The 22,947-nt window shown below is 32.9% G+C and carries 15 protein-coding genes; 8 read left to right on the top strand and 7 right to left on the bottom strand.

All coding sequences use genetic code 11. The features are described from left to right. The first annotated feature begins 14 nt into the window (after window positions 1–14). From recO to H0V01_04265, 5 genes are all read left to right on the top strand, one after another. The gene (recO, locus tag H0V01_04285; protein MBA2582590.1) at window positions 15–698 is read left to right on the top strand and encodes a DNA repair protein RecO; all 684 of its coding nucleotides are present in this window, start codon (window positions 15–17) and stop codon (window positions 696–698) included. A gap of 90 nt (window positions 699–788) precedes the next feature. Beyond that, window positions 789–3,191: a hypothetical protein gene (locus tag H0V01_04280; GenBank protein MBA2582589.1), complete on the top strand. Its 2,403-nt coding sequence runs from the start codon at window positions 789–791 to the stop codon at window positions 3,189–3,191. A gap of 95 nt (window positions 3,192–3,286) precedes the next feature. Further along, window positions 3,287–3,859 (top strand): hypothetical protein, encoded by a 573-nt coding sequence (locus H0V01_04275; GenBank protein MBA2582588.1) that lies wholly within the window; start codon window positions 3,287–3,289, stop codon window positions 3,857–3,859. 62 nt (window positions 3,860–3,921) lie between these two features. Further along, window positions 3,922–4,539, top strand: coding sequence for a peptidoglycan DD-metalloendopeptidase family protein (locus tag H0V01_04270; GenBank protein ID MBA2582587.1), 618 nt, complete (start codon window positions 3,922–3,924; stop codon window positions 4,537–4,539). 141 nt (window positions 4,540–4,680) lie between these two features. Then, window positions 4,681–6,390 carry a Na/Pi cotransporter family protein gene (locus tag H0V01_04265; protein MBA2582586.1) on the top strand — a complete coding sequence of 570 codons (1,710 nt, stop codon included), beginning with the start codon at window positions 4,681–4,683 and terminating at the stop codon, window positions 6,388–6,390. Window positions 6,391–6,741: 351 nt separating this feature from the next. On the opposite strand, the gene H0V01_04260 is transcribed toward H0V01_04265, so the two are convergent. The 7 genes from H0V01_04260 to nadA all read right to left on the bottom strand — a co-directional run bounded on the left by H0V01_04260 (window position 6,742) and on the right by nadA (window position 19,022). Beyond that, entirely contained in the window at window positions 6,742–8,322 is a 1,581-nt protein-coding gene (locus tag H0V01_04260; GenBank protein ID MBA2582585.1) for a M28 family peptidase, read from the bottom strand. Between the two features lie 80 nt (window positions 8,323–8,402). Beyond that, entirely contained in the window at window positions 8,403–8,846 is a 444-nt protein-coding gene (gene rpiB / locus H0V01_04255) for a ribose 5-phosphate isomerase B (GenBank protein ID MBA2582584.1), read from the bottom strand. Between the two features lie 163 nt (window positions 8,847–9,009). Beyond that, complete coding sequence (locus H0V01_04250; protein ID MBA2582583.1) at window positions 9,010–9,294, bottom strand: acylphosphatase; 285 nt, start codon at window positions 9,292–9,294, stop codon at window positions 9,010–9,012. A gap of 180 nt (window positions 9,295–9,474) precedes the next feature. Next, window positions 9,475–10,224: a response regulator gene (locus tag H0V01_04245; GenBank protein MBA2582582.1), complete on the bottom strand. Its 750-nt coding sequence runs from the start codon at window positions 10,222–10,224 to the stop codon at window positions 9,475–9,477. Further along, on the bottom strand, window positions 10,211–16,327 hold the full coding sequence (locus tag H0V01_04240) for a PAS domain S-box protein (protein ID MBA2582581.1): 6,117 nt from the start codon (window positions 16,325–16,327) through the stop codon (window positions 10,211–10,213). The genes H0V01_04245 and H0V01_04240 overlap by 14 nt, the downstream gene beginning before the upstream one ends. Before the next feature lie 168 nt (window positions 16,328–16,495). Further along, window positions 16,496–18,046 (bottom strand): hypothetical protein, encoded by a 1,551-nt coding sequence (locus H0V01_04235; protein ID MBA2582580.1) that lies wholly within the window; start codon window positions 18,044–18,046, stop codon window positions 16,496–16,498. After that, window positions 18,036–19,022, bottom strand: coding sequence for a quinolinate synthase NadA (gene nadA / locus H0V01_04230; protein MBA2582579.1), 987 nt, complete (start codon window positions 19,020–19,022; stop codon window positions 18,036–18,038). Before nadA ends, H0V01_04235 begins: the two co-directional genes overlap by 11 nt. Window positions 19,023–19,841: 819 nt before the next feature. On the opposite strand from nadA, the gene H0V01_04225 reads away from it, so the two are divergent. The 3 genes from H0V01_04225 (at window position 19,842) to H0V01_04215 (ending at window position 22,817) form a co-directional block, all read left to right on the top strand. Beyond that, a complete protein-coding gene (locus H0V01_04225; protein ID MBA2582578.1) occupies window positions 19,842–21,386 on the top strand; it encodes a SulP family inorganic anion transporter in 1,545 nt (514 codons plus the stop codon). 81 nt (window positions 21,387–21,467) lie between these two features. After that, complete coding sequence (gene can, locus H0V01_04220; GenBank protein MBA2582577.1) at window positions 21,468–22,124, top strand: carbonate dehydratase; 657 nt, start codon at window positions 21,468–21,470, stop codon at window positions 22,122–22,124. 12 nt (window positions 22,125–22,136) lie between these two features. Further along, window positions 22,137–22,817 (top strand): TetR/AcrR family transcriptional regulator, encoded by a 681-nt coding sequence (locus H0V01_04215; protein ID MBA2582576.1) that lies wholly within the window; start codon window positions 22,137–22,139, stop codon window positions 22,815–22,817. The last annotated feature ends 130 nt before the right edge of the window (window positions 22,818–22,947 follow it).

Below are 22,947 nucleotides of genomic sequence, written 5' to 3'. Positions count from 1 at the left end.
CTGACCTATAAAAAATGTTACATAAGACAAATGGTGTATTTATCCACCAGTTAAAGTATTCCGAAAACAGCATTATAGCCAGAATATACACCGAAAATTTAGGTCTGAAATCTTTTTTAATCAAGGGAGTTGGGAATAAAAAGTCCGCAATCAGATCAAATGTATTACAACCAATGGCGCAACTTGAGCTTGTTTTTATAAATAAAGAAAAATCAACCCTACATTACCTAAAAGAGCTTAATATTACCAATTCTGGATCCTCAATTCCTTTTAATTTTTACAAAACAGCTATCGCAATCTTTATGAGTGAAGTTTTGCTTAAGTGTATTAAAGAAGAAGAAACCAATCCAGCCCTGTATGAATTCGTTAGCAATACAGTAAAACTCCTTGATATAAAAGAAGATAACCTGGGCTTTTTTCCTCTTATATTCATGATAAAATTAAGCCGATTTTTAGGCTTTTCTATTGAAGACCGAGTAAATTCTGTGGATTTAATGATGAATTATGGACCAATATCCCAGGACGTAATTCATTGTTTACAACATATAAAATCTTTGCCTGTTATGGATCAATACGAATTTACGCTTGCTAAAGCAACCCGAAAGGAAGTGCTGAACTTTTTAATTAACTATTACGAAGCCCATCTTATTAAATCAGGAGACATAAAATCGCATAAGGTTTTGGAAACAATTATGTAATTAAACAGGCAAAAACAGTATCATTATGGAAATTAATCTGAAAAAAATGTTTTTGGCGTTAATAACAAGTTCAGTTCAATAAAGAAAAGGATGAAACGTAATTTATTTCAAGTAACTACAACTTTATTTACCAGAAAAAACATTTTTGATCTGTTTAAAGTCCTAATTATAGGCATTCTTGTAATAATTGGAACCTTTCCTGAAAATGATTTTACCATGTCAATTGGTATAGACCCTCCCCTGTTTTGGGTCTATAATCATTTGTTTGCGAATGGCTTAAGCTTAGGTAAAAATATTATTTTTCCACATGGGCCATTAGCCTTTTTTATGTACCCTTTGCATGAAAACATTTTAATAGCTTCTGCAGCATTAACATTATTAAAAATAATCCTGGTATTAAATCTGGTTAAACTTGTCGATTACAAGGGCAACGACAAATGGCTGATTGCATTAATTTCGGCTTATTTCATTTCAATTATAGCCTCATTTAATCACCTTATTTTGGCAAATGTGATCCTTTTTTATGCAAATTATTACCAATCGGAAAACAGTGGATTTAAAATAGGTGCATTTGTGTTAACTGCATTTGCTTTATACATAAAGTCCTATGTAGCAGTCATATCCGGCATTATCTGTTTTTCTTTTTTAAGCTATTACCTGTTCACACGGAGAAATTATAAAAAACTGTTGTTTGATATACTATCCATATTAGGTATGATGGTAAGCATTTGGCTAATTATGTATGGCACATTTAAAGGCTTTATAAGCTATGGAATAGGAATGTTCCATCTGGCCCAGGATAATTCGTCTGCCGCCTCCTTTTACCCCTACAATAACTGGTGGGTATTATCCCTGTTTTTGGCAATCACGTTTGGTCTTCCATTTCTATTTAAATCAAAAAAATCCATTTTTTATGGGGTACTTTTCTCATTAAGTTTATTTGCAGCATGGAAACATGGAATGTCCAGAGAGGATATTTATCATGTAAATGATTTCTTAATTTATCTTCTTATTGGAATGCTTGTATTTATTCTTTTTTCCAAAGAAAATACTGTTAAACACATAGCCCTTGCATTGCTTGGCGTTTTTCTTTTCTACTTTAATATGACTCATGCCTTGAATTATAAATCATTTAATTATGAATTAATTCGGTCAAACAATTTTATAGAATTTGTTTCTGACTATTCATCAATAAAATCCAAAGCTGAGAAAAAAAGTATTGAAAACATAGCAGGAAACAGGCTTCCTTCGTTTATTGCTGATTCAATTCATACCAAAACCGTAGATGTTTATCCCTGGGATTATTCAATTATTGCAGCCAATAATCTAAATTGGCAGCCCAGGCCGGTAATTCAAAGCTATGCCGCTTATACAACCTGGTTAGACAAACAAAATGCGGATCATTTCATTTCTGAAAAAGCACCTGATTGGTTGATTTGGGAATTAAATAAATTAACAAAGGATATTAATGGCGGCAATCTAAATAGCATAGATAACAGGTATTTACTCAATGATGAACCTCAAACTATTTTACAAATTTTAAGTAGTTATGAACCCTACTATAACGATGCTAAGTTTTTGCTGTATAAAAAAAGGGATAAACAACTGGAAACCAATAAATCTATCCTTTCAAAAGACAAGCTTAAATGGGGGAATTGGTTGCAAGTTCCAGAAGCAACAGGTGGCCTTTTAAGGGCAAAATTAGATTTTGAGAAAAGTATTTTACAATCGGTTAAAAGTTTTCTTTATAAGGATGAACAGTTCTGGGTTTATCTTAAACTTTCCAATGGATTAATTCATAAATACCGCATAGTACCAAAGAATGCCAAGGACGGCATATGGATAAATCCTTATATTTTTAATCCCTCAAACAAAGTTAAGGACGCCCATGTTGAGGAAATAATGTTTAAATGTTCCAATCAGGATATTATAAATACTGATGTATCAATAGAATGGGAACAAATAGATTTTAAGAATGAGCCGGATTATGCCTTGCGGTTTTTTAATAAAGCTGAAAAAAATCAGGATACTGTATATGTCAGTTCAGTAATTAATTTTAGAGATAACAGCAGTAGGGCATTGAATGTATCAATGAATAATCAAAAAATAAAGTTTGATGACTTTGAATCTTCTCAAAACTTACCGGCAAATTCATATTCTGGTTCATTTTCAATTATGCTTGATAGTATTCCAAATGGCGATTTAACCATTGAATCGGATTTATGGATAAAAGCAGAAAATTATAATTATTCAAGAGACCTGATATTTATAATATCAATAGAAAACCCTAAGGGTAGCAGAATATGGGAAGGAATTGCAGTTGATGAGCAGTTAATTGACAACAAGCATTGGTCAAACATTTTTAATTCGGTTGTTTACAAACACAATGACCCGGGATGTTTTTTAAGCATTTATTTGTGGAATACAAGTAAGAATGAAGCTACCATTGATAATTTCAGAATTCGAATAACAAAAAAGCAATACTTTTTTTAGTGCGAAAGGCTTCTTTTACAATAAATAATTTCACTTCATTCCTTTTTTAAAAAAAACACTTCTACCTTTACCCAAACTTGTTTTTTCAAAATCAAATGGCACTGGCAAAAGCTTACGATAAACATATTTGTTGCCTGGAAGGCGATTGGACCAGCGATCTTTCTGTAAAGCAAAGTATTCGTTCAGCTCTTGATTTTTTAGAGGTTAATTCCAACATTAAATACATTCACAAGAACTGTGCAACCAGGGAACAGCTTAGCCATTATCTTAAGAAATATACTTTGCGTAAATATGCAGTCAAATATTCAATTTGTTATTTAGCCTTCCATGGAGATCCTAACCTGATATATCTTGGAAAAGAAAAGGTAACACTTGAAGAACTTGCAGAGATTGCCAGGGGAAAATTCTCCAATATGATTATTCATTTTGGAAGTTGCAGCACACTTAAAATTGATAAATCAAGAATTATTAAATTTCTTGAAGCTACCAATGCACTAGCTGTTTCGGGTTATACTTCTGATGTTGCCTTTCTTCCAAGCTCTATTTTTGATATGCTTTTCTTTGAAATGTGCCAGCAGTACAAAAACACAAAATGGATAGACAAAAACATGAATAAATATTATGGAAATCTAATTCAACAGTTAGGTTTTAGATTCATATACCGCTAGTTATGACTTTGCTTGAAATCTTAAAAAAAAATGCTTCTAAGGCTTTTCCTGTTTATACAGAAATGAAACCTTTTAATACAATTCCCCTTGATTTTTCTGTGCATAACCAATCGCTTAAATTAGTGGATTTAACCGATACTGCTGTTTTTAATTGCTATGTTAAAGGTGTATTAGCAGCTTCTGGGGCTTGCTTTGGCATAGGAGGGTACAACGAGCATAGGGAAATTTACAAAAGGAGCAATCTCTTTAATGAAAATGAAGACAAGCGTTGCATCCACCTGGGAATTGATGTATGGACAAAAGAAGGAACTCCAATTCATTCCCCATTTGATGCAAAAGTGCACAGCTTTAAGGACAACAACAACTATGGAGATTATGGACCAACATTACTCCTGGAACACAAGTTGGATAATTATACTTTTTTTACCCTTTATGGTCATCTTGATCCAGAGGTTTTGAACCGGTTTAAAATTGGACAAAGCATAAAAGCTTCTGAAATAGTGGGTTTAACAGGGAATTTCCCTGAAAATGGAAACTGGCCCCCTCATCTTCATTTTCAATTAATAAATGACCTTAAAGGAGCAATGGGTGACTATCCTGGTGTATGCACTATAAAAGAGAGAACTTCATACCTTCAAAATTGCCCCGATCCTTCTATTTTATTTAGCTCTTGTTTCTAATATCAAAGAGGTTAATTCCTTAATTGAGGCCAAAGTTTTAACCCATAGAAATAAAACAATCACGAATAAAGAGTAATTCTTTTAGATTGTTTACTTTTGCCTCTGATTTGAGGTAGTAATTACGAGCAAAACTTTTTTAAAATGGATTACGGTTTTTTAGATTTTCTTCAGCTTTTAGGGGCTCTTTGTGTGTTCATTTTCGGGATGAAGGTGATGAGTGATGGTATACAGAAAGCTGCGGGTGAGAAAATGAGGAGCATATTAAGCGGAATGACTTCCAACCGTTTTATGGGTGTTTTTACAGGGTTCTTAATTACCGTGTTGCTTCAAACATCTTCAGGCACAACCGTTATGGTTGTTAGTTTTGTGAATGCCGGGCTATTAACCCTCGCTCAGTCAATGGGAGTTATTATGGGGGCCAACGTGGGAACAACACTTACCGCCTGGATGATATCCTATTTTGGTTTTAAGGTAAATATTCTTTCTGTTGCTATGCCTTTAATGGGAATCGCACTTCCTTTTTATTTCCATAAAAATAGCACCTACCGAAGTATTGCGGAATTCGTAATTGGTTTTGGTCTTTTGTTTATTGGAATAGACTTTTTAAAAGAATCTGTTCCTGATATTAAATCGAACCCAGATATTCTTAGTTTTATTCAGGAATATACCCAGTATGGCTTTAGTTCGATTTTGCTGTTTGTCCTCTTTGGAACAATTTTAACTGTAGTAGTTCAGTCCTCCAGTGCGGCAACTGCAATTACTTTGGCATTAATAGCCCAAGGATATATAGATTTTCCAATTGCAGCAGCAATTTTTCTAGGTGAAAACATTGGTACCACGGTAACTGCAAATCTTGCGGCAATTGTTGGAAATGTTCATGCTAAAAGGGCGGCACGTTTTCATTTTTTGTTTAATATTTTTGGGGTAATTTGGGTTCTTGCTGTTTTTAGCTATATATTAAACTTTATTGATTGGTTTCTTGTTAGTAATTTTCAACTCTCCCCTTTCTCTACCGACATTGCAGTAAGGCAACAAGTAATGGTGTTTGCTATTGCCATTTTTCACTCTCTTTTCAACCTAATGAATGTGGCGCTATTCATTGGCTTTATTCCTTTGCTTGAAAAATTGGTAATTAAAGTGCAGCCCTCCAAAGGTGTTATTGATGAGGAGTATAGACTTGAGTATATTGGCACAGGTTTACTGAATACCTCAGAACTTTCTATTCTTGAAGCGCGAAAAGAGATCGTTAAATATGGTCTTAGAACACAACGTATGTTCGGTTTTATTCCGGAATTATTGCAGGAGCAGGACAAGGAAAAATTCGAATCTTTGCTCAGCCGCACCAATAAATATGAAGAAATATGTGATAGCATGGAACTTGAAATTGCAAACTTCCTGATTAAAGTTTCCCAGGAAGAAATGAGTGAGGAAGGCTCTCATAAGGTTCGCTCAATGCTCAGGGTAATAAGTAATATGGAAAAAATTGCAGATATCTGTTACCAGATGTCTTTAAGTATCAATCGTAAAAATCAAGACAAGGCATGGTTTACCCAAAACCAGAGAGATAATTTAAATGAGATGTTTGACCTTAACAATAAAGGCTTTGAGGTTATGATGAGTAATTTACAGGCGCCAGAGGGTAAGGAAAACATACAGAAAGCTGTTGAGGTTGAAAATGAAATAAACAATCTGCGAGACCGAATAAGAGATGAACACTTCAAAAGCATTGAAAAGGGCGACTACAACATTAAATCAGGTTTGTATTACAACAGCCTTTATTCTTCCTGTGAAAAACTAGGGGATCATCTTTTAAACATCAACGAAGCCGTTACAGGAATTAATTTAGAATAAGCAATATTATATTTCTTAAATTTAAGCATGCCTTTTTACCGGATGCTTTTAATGTTGTCTGTTTTAATAATTTGCCTGATCGCTAAATTATATCCTCCTTTTCTTTTAACTGCGCAAAATTCAAATCCTGTAATAGCAAAACCTTGAGGCAATAAAAGGGTGTTGCCTTGTTTCTCAGCAAAGGTACTTATAGGGTTTTATGGTTTTATAGAAGGGCAAGCACAATGAAGAGGTTTAAAGAACAGAAAACCAGCTGCCTTTGTTTACACCTCAACTTGTGTTATTCAATTCTCTTTAATGCAAAAAAAAATCGTTTAGCTTAATCGAAAAGCATTAAAACAGAAAATCTTTTTATTTAAAATCTGAAACCACATCCACCTTTATTCTCTCATCTCTGTTTACTAATTCCCATGCAGTATAAAAAACCAGCTTTGTACGCATTTTAAGGGCCTCAAAATTGATTTTGTCTACTGTGTCGGTAGATTTGTGGTAATCATCATGTGTGCCGTTAAAAAAGAAGATAACAGGGATGTTGTTTTTAGCAAAATTATAATGATCGGAACGGTAATAAAACCTGTTAGGATCATTGGGCTTGTTGTAAGTGTAATCAAAAATAAGGTTTGTATGTGCTGAATTAGCATTTTCATTTATTTTGTGCAGCTCCGTGCTTAATTTATCTGAACCAATAATATATACATAGTTTGGATTGTCTTTGTGCTTCTTATCCACACGCCCTACCATATCAATATTAAGGTTTGCTATTGTATTGGAAAGCGGGAAAACCGGGTTTTCTACATAATGCTGCGAACCGAACAAACCTTTTTCTTCCCCTGAAACTGCCATAAATAAAATACTCCTGCGCGGTCCATTTCCTTCAAGTTTGGCTCTTGCAAAAGCTTCCGCAATTTCCATTACAGCAACAGTGCCTGATCCATCATCATCGGCTCCGTTATATATTTTTTCTCCGTCTGTTCCTAAATGATCATAGTGCGCTGTAATAACCAGTAATTCATCCTTTAAATCACTTCCTTCCACATATCCCAATACATTTTCCGAAGAAATTTTTTCGCTATCCCTTTGAATTGACAAAGTTACATTAGAATTAAGCGTTTCATTTTTAGGTTTGCCATTTTTTGAAATCTGCTTTTCATACCTAGTCATTCTATTTTCATTATCAACATTGGGAAATAAATCTTCTGCCATTTTCTTGCTGATGTAAAAAACAGGAATCCTTTTGGAAGAAGCTGGTTTGTTGTTATCAAGTTTCATCGTGGGATTTTCAATAAAAAATTTTACTGTTTTAAGGTTCGCCATTAAATCTTCCACAACAACAAACATGGCCGAGGCGCCATTTTCTGAAGCAATCCTGCTTTTCATTCTATTGTTAACTGTCCAATCTGAAACAGTTTTATTGCCTGTAACATAGGATTGGCTTTTGCTGTTTTTGGGCTCTCCGTTTAATACAACAAGCGCTTTTCCCTTTGCATCAAAACCCTCATAATCATCATATTTTTTATCACTTATTCCATAACCCAAAAACGTTATTTCATTTAAATGCATTACTGTATCCCCAAAGCCGGGGAAATAATAAAAATCTTTTAAGAATTTGTATTTATTGCCATTAACCATAATTTCCACTCCTGCGGGATCCTGCATTATTACCGGATATTTTTGAAAATAATTGTTTTTGTTTCCTGGCTCTAATCCAAAGGCAATAAACTGAGATTTTATATATTCAGCGGCTTTTTTCTGTCCGGGCTTTCCTGTTTCCCTGCCTTCAAATTCATCTGAAGCTATAATTGTTAAATGCCTGGTTAAATCATCTACTGAAATTGTTGATGCGTACTTATTAGCAAGTGAATCTTTAGTTCCTGATGCGAATGAAGAAAAAGCTGATGCTATTAAAGCAACAAGTATCAATGGTTTTCTCATGTTATTCTTTAGGGATAATAATTTTAATGCTTTGTAAATGATAGACAATTAGGCCTGTAAGGACCAATACCAGAAATTAATTAACACAACTGGTTAATTTTTTCTACTCTTTTTTGATGCCTTCCACCTTCAAAGGCTGTATTTAAAAACACATCTACGGTTTTTATGGCTTCCTCTTCTGAAATGTATCTTGCAGGCAGGGCAAGGATGTTTGCATCGTTGTGCAATCTGGCAAGTTCGGCTATTTCTGATTTCCAGCATAAAGCAGAACGTATTTTACGGTATTTATTGGCTGTCATATTAATTCCATTGGCACTTCCGCAAATTAATATTCCAAAATTATAATTGCCATCCTGTACTCCTTGAGCTACGGGATGGGCAAAATCTGGGTAATCAACGCTGCTCTCTGAGTTAGTACCGAAATCTTTTATAAGGTAATTCTTTTCTTTTAAATAACTTACAATCAATTCTTTTAACTTATATCCTGCATGATCGGCTCCCAGGGCTAATTTTAGTTCTTGCATATTCGTTATTATTTATAATGCTTTTGAATTAATGTTCAAATTTAAATAATAATATCCTCCATTACAGCTAATAGGTAAAGATTCGTCTTAAAAATATAATTAATTTATACCATTTCAATATTTTATGGCATAAAACCCATTATTGTTTCAACAAAATCCCTATTTAAGAATTATTGCTTCTAATGATTTCAAATTGATCATAATTTACTAAATCTCCTTCAAAAATATTTACATCTTCCACCTTCGCGCCAATAGGCCCTCTTTTACACCAAACAATAAACTCTCCCAATACAGCCTCCTCTGCTTCGGCCTCTATATAAACGCTTCCCTCGGGTTTATTCAATACAATTCCGGCAACTCCAAGTTCTTTTGCTTTTTTAGAAGCAGATTTGCGAAAAAAAACACCCTGAACCTTCCCGCTTATACTAATTTTGTAGTGTTTAACCATAGTTAATTTTGAAAAAAAGGATAGTTAATTTTGTTTACAACTAAAGTTACTGTTTTTTTCATTAATCTCAGTGAGGCTTCAAAAAGCTCAATCCATAAAAAAACCTGCTTAAGAAAAAGGTCTTAGGCAGGTTTTATTCGTTTAAAAAATTTAAAAAACCTAAAAAAGATTTTTTTTACCTTAAATAGTGTTTAATCTTATAGAAAGTTCATCTTTATATGAACCACCAATTGGAATTATTTTTTTATTGTCCTCTACAATCAAATTGTTTTGTTCAATAGTAGAAATCTTGTCAATTCTCACAATGTATGATCTGTGCACCCTTACAAAATCACTGCCTAGCTTTTGTTGCATTTGCTTCATTGTGGAATGAATGGTATATCTGGCCTTAATGGTGTTTATTACAACATAATCTTTAAGGGCTTCTACATAATAGATTTCCTCTGTTCTTAACTTTACAAGTTTTAAATTGGACTTAACAAAAATTATATTTGCACTATCCTTACCCTCAACAATTGAATAAAGAAAATCTCTTTCCTTTTTCAGCTCCACCTGCTTTTTATGCTTAAAAAGAGCCATTTCAATTGAAGTATGCAAATCTATTTCCTTAAACGGTTTAAGAATGTATGCATATGGCTCAGTAATTTTGGCTTTATTCAAGGTACTCTCATCGGCATAAGCAGTAAGGTAAATAATTGGTATACTAAATTTTTCTTTGATTTTCAAGGCTGCATCTATACCACTCATCTCGCCCTTTAGCATTATATCCATTAATACTATATCTGGATTAGTGTCCTCAGCAAGAGTAACTGCTTCCTCGCCCGTTGCGGTTGCTCCAACAACATTGTATCCAAGTTTCTTTAAACTATGCTGAATATCTTTTGAAACAATGCTTTCATCCTCTACTACTAAAATATTAACTTTTGCCATTGGGATTTGTTTTATTTAATTTGTAATTAAAACTCAATATATAACTTGTGCCCTGATCCAACTTTGTTTCCATACTTATTGTAGCACAAATTTGCTCAGACAAGGCGGTAACTAGCTGCAAACCTAAGGTTTCTGTATTCTTAAAAACTATATGCTGTGGAAAGCCAATTCCGTTATCTTTAACAGTAATTTGAAGATCATCAGCCATAACCTTCACACCAATAAAAATGGTTCCCTTTTTGTTTTTTGGAAATGCATACTTTAAAGCATTTGAAACCAATTCATTTATTATCAACCCACATGGAATAGCTAAATCCAAATTTAGGTAAACTTTATCTATATCTAACTTTAAATCGACAAAATTATTATGACCGCGGTATGAATGTAATAAATTCCTTGATAAATTATCAATGTATTCCAAAAAATTTATTTGGCTAAAGTCCTTTGATTGGTAAAGACTCTCATGAATATATGCCATTGTCTTTATCCTGTCCTGGCTTTCCTTTAATACATCCAGTACTTTTTTATCTGTCAGGTTAGAGGATTGCAGGTTAAGAATGCTTGAAATTACCTGTAAATTATTTTTCACCCTATGATGAACTTCTTTAAGAAGCACTTCTTTTTCTTTAAGCGAGCTTTTAATTTGTTGCTCAATTATTTTTTTTCCGGTAATGTCCTGAGCAATGCATGAAATTTCCTCAATTTTTCCCTTTTCAAGCCTAATAGGATTTAGAAAGGTTTCCAACCAGATGCTTTTGCCTTCTTTAGAATAATATGGTATCTCAAAATGCTGGGGTATACCTTTGAAGGCTTCCTTGTATATCTTATTTATCTGCTCAAAGGTCTTCTCATCCAGCAATAATTTACTTGCCTTTTGTACATTTGTTCCTAAAAGGGGTTCAACATTAAAGAATTTATTTATTGCTCTTACATAATTCTGGTTAAATGACGTTAATTCATAATTTCTATTAAGTGTCCATATTTGATGTGATGAACTTTCAAAAATTGAATTGAGTTTTGCTGCCTGTTTAAATATTTTTTCTTCTGATGATTTTCTTTCTGATATATCTTCAAATACAGAAACAAAATAATCGGGATTTCCATCTTCATCCTTTACAACAGAAACGGTTAGGTTAACAAAAATTATACTTCCATTTTTATGAATGTATCTTTTTTCCTGAGTAAACTTTTCTATTTTTTTTGAAAGTAGCTTTTTTAGAAACAGAATACTTTTTTGAAGATCTCTTGAATAGGTAAATTCCTGAAATGTTTTAGCATATAATTCAATATCTGTATAACCAAAAATATCACACAAGCGCTGATTTACCTGTATAAATTTCCCGGTTAGGCTCACCCTAGCAATCCCAACAGCGGCAACATTATAAATAGCTTTAAATCTTTCTTCACTGACCCTGAGTTCTTCTTCTGCCTTTTTACGTACAATAAATTGCCCTATCTGGGAGCCAATTACTGGTAAAAGGTTTAATAATTCATGATTTTCTTTAATGGTATTGCTACTAAAGAAGTTGAAAACCCCAAGAGTTAATTTTCCACTTTTGATCGGAAATCCAAAAGCACTGTTATATCCCGCCATCAGGCCTTCTTTCTTAAGAGGAGAAATTGAGGATTTTTCTAAATCTTCAATCCACATTGTTTTGTTATTACTCCAAATTTTACCTGCCAGGCCTTCTCCTGAAGAAAATTTCATCTTTTTTGAACCATTCTGAAATTTTTTTGATGCTGTTTGCTTAAAATTAGGATTAACAAATCCACAGTAATAATCAAGTTCATTGTTTTGATTGTTAACAAGCCATATTTCGCCATAATCAAGATTAAATCCGAAAGCGAATGCACTTAGTATAGCAGGGGCGGCTTCATAGAAGAAGGGAGCTTCTGAAAGTATTCTTGTTATTGCATATTGAGTTTCCTTTCTCTCTTCCTCCAGCTTCAATCCGGTTATGTCCCTGGAAATTCCCATTGACCCAATCTGATCCCCGTTCTCATCAAAAAGAAAGGATGCAGACATATAGCTGGTAAATATTTCCCCGTTTTTCCTTTTGTTTTTAATTTCTCCAGAAAAGGTACCCGTTTTGATAATCGTTTTATTGCTTTTATTAAAATCCTCATTTACAGCGTACAAAACTTGTGGGGATTGGGTTTTCATTTCATTCAAACCAAAACCAAAGGCTTTTTGTGCCGCTTCGTTGAATTCGATGATAAATCCATTTTTATCGGTAGCCCAAATAATATCAAGGGAGCTGTCAATAATATTTCTTGTGAATTTTTGAGTTTCAATAAGCATTTTTTCAGCCTTTTCGCGATCGGAAATTTCTTGTTTAAGTATTTTATTTGTCTCCTCTGCCACTTCGGCCCTTAATTGCTCATTATGAAGCTGCTTGCGATAGGAAATATCGTGACAAACAATTTGTATTGCCTCTTTACCCAAAAAATTAGTAATTGTTCCATTGGTTTCAATATCTATAATTGCTCCATCTGTTGATCTTACCTTAACTTCAGCAAAAGCTAGTTTTTCGCCCTTTTTAATGCGGCCTAAGCTGTTTTTTACAGTTGCATGGTACTCGGGTTGCAAATAATCAAATATCGAGGCCTTATCAATTCTAAAGTTGTCGGAAATTTTTAAAATATCCCTTGCAACCGGATTGGCAAAAACTACACTTTTTCCCTGCACAATTATAACCCCCACCGGAGAAAAGTCAATAAGATCCTTAAAACTTTTTCTACTTTGGCGTATAAGACTGTCAAATTCCTTCCTTTCACTGATATCGGTAATAAATCCTTCAATGATTTTTACTTTTCCCTTTTCGTCAAACACTCCCTCCCCCTGCTCCCACACCCATTTTGTTTTTCCCGAGGCTGTAATAATTCGATACTCCAATTCGAAAGAATTTTTGCTTGCAAGGGAACCTTGAATGATTTTCCAGACTCTTTCTTTGTCTTTTGGGTGAATTATTTGATCGTAAGCTATTTTATTGTTCTTAATAAGTTCCTTGGATTTATATCCGGTTAACTCCAGGCAACCTGCGCTTGCAAATTCCATTGTCCATGAAGGATTGTTCTGACAACGATAGGCCATCCCGGGAAGATTGCTCATTAGCGTTGAAAGGGCGCGTTCGCTTTCCTTCAAAGAATTTTCAATGTTTTTTCTCTGGCTAATGTCATAAAGCACAGAAACTCTAACCTTTCTACCGTAATAGGGAATTTGCATACCGCTGATTTCAATTGTAATTGGTTTTCCTGTTTTGGTAACTGCAATTACTTCGCTTGATTTTGACTTTTTAAACTCCATGCTTTTCAAAGCCTGCTGATGAAATTCGGGCATTAAAAAATCTAAAACGTGCTTTCCAATAACTTCTTCCTTTGAAGTGTATCCATGCATTTCATAAAATCGGTTATTGCAATCAAAAACCACAGCATTTTCGGTTAAAACAATGCCTTCTATGGCAACTTCTGATAAAAGTTTAAAGCGCTGTTCGCTTTCCTTAATAATATCCTCTGAGGTTTTTCTATCTGTAATATCTTCAACGGTACCAACCCATCCAGCAATTTCTCCTTTTGAGTTTTTTCTTACAGTTGCATTTAAACAAACCCAGATTAACTGGGCTTTTTCACCTATTAATCGGAACTCAATATTTAAATCGCCTTTGTTTTTTAATGCAAAATCTGTACTTGTTAGCAATTGTTTAAAATCTCCCGGATGAATCCTATTAATAAGGGATTTATCAACAGTATCGTTTAGAGGTATTTCAATTAATTGCTGAAGCTTTGGATTAATATATTCAGGCCTTCCCTCAATATCTGTTAAAAATATACCCACCGGGGCAGATTCGCCAATGCTTTTAAACTTTTCTTCGTTCTCAAGCAATGTTTCCTGCACTTCTTTAAGCTCCGTTATATCAATAAGGGTTCCTAAAATTTCCTGTTCCCTTTCTTTTTCACTTGGATTAACAAGGGTAACGCTTGCCAATAGCCACACGTTTTTTCCCTGTTTTGTTACACTCTTTATTTGGTAATTATAAAGGCTTCCATATTTTTTGAGGTCTTCAATATATATTTCCCTCTCTTTTTTGCTGGCATATAATTCCGCAGCACTTCTTCCTTGTATTTCATCAACCGAATCATATTTAAATATATCTACAAAGGCCTTGTTGCACTCAATGATTTTTCCAGAAATGGTAGTTCTAAAAACCCCTGCCATATTACTTTCAAATAACAACCTGTATCTTTCTTCGCTTTTAATCAGGCTTTGTTCGGCTGTAACTCTTTCAGTTACATCTCTTAAAACTCCAAAATTTGCTCTCCTTTTCCCCTGGTTATCAAATTGTGGAAAAATGGATTCTTCAATCCATATGTACCTTTTTTTTGTTTTATGAAAAAAGCGGTATATAAGGGTTGCGCTTTTTTTTGTGTTTTTTATTTCATCCGCAGCTTTCATTAATTTAGGAACATCGTCAATATGATAATGGTCTTTTAGCCCATTGCTTTTTAAGGCGCTAATAAATTCGGCTGTTGTAAATCCAATGATTTTTTGAGAATGGGGGCTAATGTATTTTAATTCAATGTTTCCATTAATAATATCTGAACTATATGTTAAATAATCAATGTTATTTAAAACCATTGACAGGTTTTGTTCTTTTTCTATTAATAGGTTTTCATATTTTTTTTGTTCTGAAATATCCCTTCCTGATGCAATAATTACATCCATACCAAAATACCTGCCTCTCCTTACTACTATTTCCTTGAGAAAAACCTCCTCGTTTTTCTTTTTGCCCCACCAGTTGAACTTATGGGAGCCTCCCTCCCAGGCTAAATTGATTTTTTCCAGCAGTAATGCATTGTCGTTCATTCCTGATGCCCCAAGCATATCCGGTTTATTTCCTATTATTTGTTCTCTTGTTAAGCCATATTTCTCAATTACAGCTTTATTTACATCAATGTAAACGCTGTTTTTATCCTGTATATAAATTAATTCAGGGCTATTGTCGAAAAGTTCATAGTAGCTTTTTTCTGATAATTTTAATTGCTCTTGCGCCTTTATTCTTTCTGAGACCTCCATGGCAAGTGCAATAATATTTACAACCGCTCCAGCAAAATTTTGCTCATCCAAGGTCCAGTTGCGTATAAAATTTTGTTGTTCAAAACAAACAATTCCCTTTATTTTGCCATTCACAATTAAGGGAATATCAAGCATAGAGGTAATTTTATTTTTGCTGCAGTAACTTACTAATTCCCGCGTTAAATCATTGGAATAAACATCCTGTGTAACGATTACGTTTTTATTCCGAATTGCATTGAAATATACCGGATAGTTTGCTAATTCTAATACCCTGTTTTCGGTAGAAAAATTTTTGTTGTAGTATCCTGCAAAATGGCTCAGGCAGTCCTCTTCATCATTTAAAACCCATAGGCCAACCCTTGGAAGCTCCATAATATCGGCAGCAGTAATTAAAACATCATTAATCACCAGGCGCGTTTCTCCCATTTTAACGTTTACCCTTCCCGATAATTCCAATAATGCTTTGTTTTGTTTTCTCAGTCTTTCCTGAGATGCCAATAAAAGTTGTTCATGTTTAATCCGGTTGGTAATATCCATAACATTACCAATTACCTTATACGCTAAGCCATTGTTTTCAGTCAATATTATACCCTTGCACAAAATCCAGTTTTCTTTGTGTTTTTCCAATCTGTGCTTTAACTCAAATGGTACATTATTTTTAATAGAACTATTTAAAATAGATTGAAAATAAGAAACATCTTCGGAGTAAATTATTGAAAGGTGGGATTGAAGAATTAATTTTTCTTTTGATTTTTTAACTTCAAATAAATCATAAACTGAATCTGACCAATTAATTTTATCTGAGCTAATGTCCCATTCCCAAACACCAATGCCCGAAGCCCCCAAAGCTAATTTTAAACGTTCTTCGTTTTTTTCAATGTTTTTTTCGTGCTTATTTATTACGGCAAGGCCTGGGAAAAAATTTTCCTGAAAGGATATATTTCCTTTTTCTATTTCAAGCAAAGCAATTTTTTCTTTAAGAAGCTTTACTTCTTCAATTAATAGTTCTTTAGTATCTTTTTTTGCCATTTAAAAAGCCAAATAACACTGGCTGGTTTAGTTTGTTTTATTAATTTCAAAAAGCTGTTGTAAAAACATAAAAGAGTTTTTCGAAGTCGATAAAAACCACTTTTTTTATTCATGGGGAGAATAAAAAGAAGGTTTTATTGTTCTAATTATACCTTTTTAAGATCAAAATTAATTTTCAAAAATGGGTTTTATCTTAACTCCATCGTATTTCAATTCAATTCCATCTCTATAATAAGTAACAAGGTAGAGGGTTCCCTCAATTGTATATGAACGCCATTCTCCTTCTTTTTTACCCATAATATATTTTCCTTCTTCTTTAAGCTTTCCGTTTTCCCAATAATTTTTATGCTTTCCATCGGCATTATCGTCAATGAATTTTCCTTCGAAATACAACTTTCCATTTTCATAAAAGAACTTCCACTCCCCGTTCATTTTTCCGGCAATATAAGCGCCTTCTTCTCTATGGTCTCCCATTTCATAGAACCATTCACCCTCTTTTTCATCATCAATAAATTCGCCCTTAGTAACAACTGTATTTGTTTCTGAATATTCGACCATTGGGCCATCCCGCAGTCCTTTTCGGTAATTTTCCTCCCTTAATAAATCCCCGGTTTCATAATACCATTTCCAAATTCCTGTTGGAATTTCATTTTTAAGGTACTTCCCTTTTTGTTCAATTTTTCCATTTTGATGGTAAAAAACCCAGTCATCAATGCGCTTACCATCAAGGTATTTCCCCTGGGATCTCAATATTCCTTCTGGATAAAACTCTTTCCAGTCACCTTGTTTAACTCCTGCCTCATCAATAATACCATCACCGGTAATAATTCCATCGGTATAAATTTTTGAGGAGGTTATACTTCCGTCAAGGGCATATTCTCTGTGTATTCCTTCTGGCTTGTTATTTTTATAATTGCCAATGGATTTTGGTTTTCCATTTTTATAATATTTTACCTGTACATCTGCAGGTTTTAATTCATCAGGTTCCTCCTGAACAATATCTTCTAAATATTTAATAGTGATTTTTAGATTTCCGTTTAAATCATACTGCTTAAAATATCCATTTTTTTTATCATTTACATACCTGCCTTCGGTTTTTATTGCTCCTGTTTCATAAAAATCCTTCCAAACACCTTGCTTTAATCCATTCTTGTCTTTTCGGTTAATTTTTTCCTGTCTGGAAATATAACCTCTTTTATATTCCAAAATAGTTATAAGGCTTCCATCTTTGGCATATTCAAAACCCTCCCCCTCTTCTCTGCTATCAATAAAATTAGTTTTAAATTTAAGTTCGCCTGAATCATAAAAATATTTACTAAAACCTTGCATTTGATTGTTAATAAAGTTTTCTTCAGAAATAATAATTTCATCTTTATTGTAATTTATTGAGCGTCCGTCTTTTTTACCTTCCACATAATTTATTTCATTTTTAATTTTACCGGTTTCATCATAAAACTTCCAAACACTATCCAATTCAAAATTTTTCCTGTTTCCTTCTGATTTAATAATACCGCTATTATAATATGTTTTCCAATATCCTTCTGGCTTACCTTTTACCATATTTCCTTCACTTGCAAGGGTTCCATCTTCAAAATAAAACTTATTATAGCCTTCTGGGTTTATTTGGTTTTGGGCCGAAAGTGGAACAAATGAAAAAGTAAAAATTATTAATACAAATAATTTCAGGTAATAATTGGTGTAATTAAAATTATAATCCATGGTTTTCAGATATTTTTAACATTCTTTTAATGCAAATTTCTGCCTTCTTTTGAATAGCATTATCAATAATTATTTCAGGAAGTTCATATTTTAAACATAAATATACCTTTTCAAGTGTATTTAACTTCATATGAGGGCAATCATTACAAGCACAGGAATTATTAGGAGGTGCAGGTATAAATGTTTTATGAGGAGCTGCTTTTATCATTTGGTGCAAAATTCCTGTTTCCGTAGCCACTATAAACTCCATGCATTCATCATTAATTGCATAGTTTAAAAGAGCAGTAGTTGAACCAATGAAATGAGCATGCTCCAATACTGCTTCTTCACATTCAGGATGGGCAATAAGTTTTGCATTGGGATTATTAACCATCAATCGTGTTATTTTTTCAAGGGAAAATATTTCATGAACCATACAAGCCCCGTCCCATAAAACCATTTCCCGGCCGGTTTGTTTTTGAATATATCTGCCAAGGTTTTTATCAGGGGCAAAAATTATTTTTTTATCTAGTGGCACACTCTGTACAATTTGAACAGCATTGCTGGAGGTACAAACAATATCTGTAAGTGCTTTAATTTCAGCTGAACAATTAACATATGAAATTACAACATGATCAGGATGGAGTGCTTTAAAGGCAGCGAATTTTACTGGTTCACAACTATCGGCAAGGGAACATCCTGCGTTTAAATCGGGCAATAACACCTTTTTTCCAGGTGAAAGAATTTTTGCCGTTTCGGCCATAAAATGTACACCTGCAAAAACAATTATATCTGCATTGGTTTTGGCCGCTTGTTGGGATAAACCAAGGCTATCGCCAATATAATCTGCAATATCCTGAATATCGGCATCCTGGTAATAATGAGCAAGTATAACTGCATTTTTTTCCTTCTTGAGTTTTTCGATTTCATCAAACAAATCTACGCAAGAATCTATTTCAAAATCCAAGTATCCTTTCTCAATATTCAAAGTATCCATTTATATATAGTATAAATTTTAATAATTATTTGTTATTATTATTATCGTGTTAGTTTTGTTTTAATCTTTTTACGTTTAATTTAGTTTATATCAGATATCAAATATTAATAACAGGTAATTAACAAAAATATTTTTATAAACCGATGAAAATTAGATTAATATTAAGATATGAACATTGTGTTGATTAACTTTATAATGCATAATAATTTCAAATAGCAACAACAACCGGTGTTAATAAATACCCAACTATTAAAGGCAAACTTTTATGCTTTATATTTTAACATTTAAAAACAATTTATAAGCAATATAATAATCCTTAATTACAAGCTTTATTTATATTTAGTTATGAACTAGTATTGTTCCTTATGAACAAATTTTATGTTAATAAGTTACAAAAATAAAGATTAATAATCAAGACTTTGGTGATTTTAATCAAACACCTTGTTAATAATAACTTTAATATAACTTGCTATTTTTAAATATTAACCATCAATAAATAAGGAACAAAATTATATTAAGTCAATATTATTATTGGTTTTCCTCCAACCTGTCGTTTTTTCCTACTATATAAAATGCAAATAGTTGTTTATTATTTTTTAATTAAATTAATAGGAAAAAATGAATTATTAAGGTAATTAATTTAAAGAAGAATATCAATTTTTATGCAGTAAAAATTAGCGATTTTTGTTGATTTTTATGTTAAATAGAGAAACAGTTTGTATAGTACTATAATTAATAGTAGCTTTGCTATCATTTATAAAAAACAATTTAATTATTTTTTTCATGGCTCAAAAAATGCCTGATCCCAAAGAACTGGGAATGTTATCCAATTTTAAATATGATTTGCCTTCTTCACTTGTAGTGTTCCTTGTAGCACTGCCTTTGTGTCTAGGAATTGCTCTTGCTTCTGGAGCTCCATTGTTTTCTGGAATTATTTCAGGTATAATAGGTGGTATAGTAGTAGGCTTATACAGTCATTCTCCATTAAGTGTTAGTGGCCCTGCAGCTGGATTAACAGTAATAGTATTAGCGGCAATTAATCAGTTACAATCCTATGATGCTTTTCTTGTGGCGGTTGTTTTGGCTGGTTTTTTTCAAATTATTTTTGGTGTTTTAAGAGCAGGTATAATAGGACATTATTTTCCTTCTGCTGTTATTAAAGGCATGCTTGCAGCCATAGGACTTATACTTGTTTTAAAACAAATTCCTCATGCACTTGGTTATGATTTTGATTACGAAGGGGATTTTTCTTTTAACGAAAAAGGAGGTCATAATACCTTTACCGATATTTGGTTTGCCTTTCAAAATATGCATTTTGGTGCAGTAATTATAAGCGTAGTTTCAATTGGAATTTTAATTCTTTGGGAAAGGCCTTTTATGAAAAAGATAGCTTTGTTTAAAGTACTTCCAGGTGCATTGTTTGTAGTTTTTGCAGGAATACTTTTAAATCAGTTTTTTAAAGTATCAGTACCTGAATTATTTTTAAGCATGGATCATGTGGTGAATCTTCCGGTTGCATCTAATATTCCTGATTTTATAGGTTTTTTTACTTTTCCTGATTTTACACATCTTAGCAATCCTGATGTTTATATAATTGCAGGGACAATTGCCATAATTGCCAGTATTGAATCACTTTTAAGTGTAGAGGCCACAGATAAACTAGATCCATATAAAAGAAACACCCCTACCAATAGGGAATTAAGGGCTCAGGGAATAGGTAATATGATTTCAGGATTAATAGGCGGAATTCCATTAACAGCCGTAATTGTAAGAAGTTCTGCAAATATAAATGCAGGAGGAAGAACACGAATGTCTACTATTCTTCACGGAATTCTTTTATTGGTATGCGCAGCATTCATACCCGTATTATTGAACCAGATTCCTCTTGCATGTTTAGCAGCAATTCTGTTGCTTGTGGGATATAAGCTGGCCAAAATAAGTTTGTTCAAAAGGATGTATATATTGGGTTGGGACCAATTTATTCCTTTTGTAGTTACTATTACAGCTATTTTATTTACTGATTTATTAAAAGGAATTGGAATAGGCATGGCATTTTCTATATTTTTTATACTTCGCAACAATTACCGCACCCCTTACTTTTTTCATAAAGAAGATTTCAAAAAAGGGGAAAAGATTACCATAATGCTAGCAGAGGAAGTTACCTTTTTAAATAAGGGAAGTATTCTTCTAATGCTTGAAAACCTTCCTGAAAATTCTGTAGTAACAATTGATGGTTCAAGTTCAGCTTCCATAGATTATGATGTACTGGAAATGATTGAAAATTTTAAGGAAACGGCAAAATTAAAAGGCATTAATTTAGAACTTATTGGAATACGAAAAGTTACTACAATTGCCGGACATTAGGTTTTAATAAACACGAGAAGTTAATTAAGAATAGGTATATTTTGAAAAATAATTTAAATTTAAAATTCGAAAAACAATACTATGGATCCATTTTATAAAACATTACTGGACAACAATAAAAAGTGGGTTGAAGAAAAACTGGGAGAAGACCCTGATTTTTTTGATAAACTTGCAAAAGGGCAAACTCCGCCACTTTTATGGATTGGATGCTCAGATAGCAGGGTTCCTGCAAATGAGATTACAGGAACAAAACCAGGGGAAGTTTTTGTTACCCGCAACATTGCAAATATGGTTATACATACGGATATGAGTATGCTAAGCGTATTGGACTATGCAGTTAATGTACTTGATGTTAAACATGTTGTTGTTTGTGGGCACTATGGTTGCGGAGGTATAAAGGCAGCCATGGGAAATTCACAATTTGGAATTATTGATAACTGGTTAAGGCATATTAAGGATGTATATCGACTTTATCAGGAAGAGTTAGACAGCATTGAAGATGAAAATGTAAGGTTGAACAGGTTTGTTGAACTCAATGTTATTGAACAAGTTTATGATTTGTCAAAAACTTCAATTATTCAAAATGCCTGGAAAAACAGAAAAGCCCCTGAAGTACATGGCTGGGTATATGATATTCACAATGGATTAATTATTGATCTGGATGTAACAGTAAAGGACGATTCAGAACTTTCCAGTGTTTTTAAATTTGAAAACATTAAAAAGAAAATAACTTCTTAAAAAGTATTAAAAATGCCTTTCGCAATCCAAATTAAATTAAACGAGAAATTATACTTACGCAACCCAGAAGATTCTGAATTAGGTCGGAAAATTATTGGCAAGAGTATTCACTTGATTGAAGAGATTGGTTTTGAGGAGTTTACTTTCAAAAAGGCAGCAAAGGAAATTAATTCAACAGAGGCCTCAATTTACAGGTATTTTGAAAATAAACACAAGTTGTTGGTTTATCTTATATCCTGGTATTATGCATGGATAGATTATCTAATAGATTACCAAACAAATAACATAGTATTTGCCGAGGAAAGATTAAAAATTATTATTAGAATTATTTCTGAGTCATATAAAGAAGATCCTGCCATTTCTCATATTGATGAAAGTCTTCTTCATAAAATTGTGGTAGCAGAATCAGCAAAGGCGTATTTAACTAAATTGGTTGATAAGGAAAACAAAGCTGGTTTTTTCAGCAGCTATAAAATTTTGAATAAAAAAATAGGTTCTGTTATTCAGGAAGTAAATACGAATTATCCATATCCCAATTCCCTGGCAAGTACAATTATTGAGACTGCTCATGAGCAGTTGTTTTTCGGACAGCATTTACCCTCTTTGTCCGATATTAAAGCAGAAAAAAATCAATCCCAAAACATTGCCGATTTTCTTGAACATCTTGTGTTTTCTGTACTTAAATCCAAGTAATTAGAAAAACATTAGCTGATTTTCTTTTTTGAGATAAATTAGCTTTAGGTTCCTTGTTTAAATATTTTTAAGAATATTAGCAAAGACAATCGAATACAGTGTAAGGAAACAAGCAATTGACTTTTGCGCA

Source organism: Bacteroidota bacterium, from assembly GCA_013696965.1.
GTDB lineage: Bacteria > Bacteroidota > Bacteroidia > JACCXN01 > JACCXN01 > JACCXN01.
This window is presented reverse-complemented; position numbering and strand designations above follow the sequence as displayed.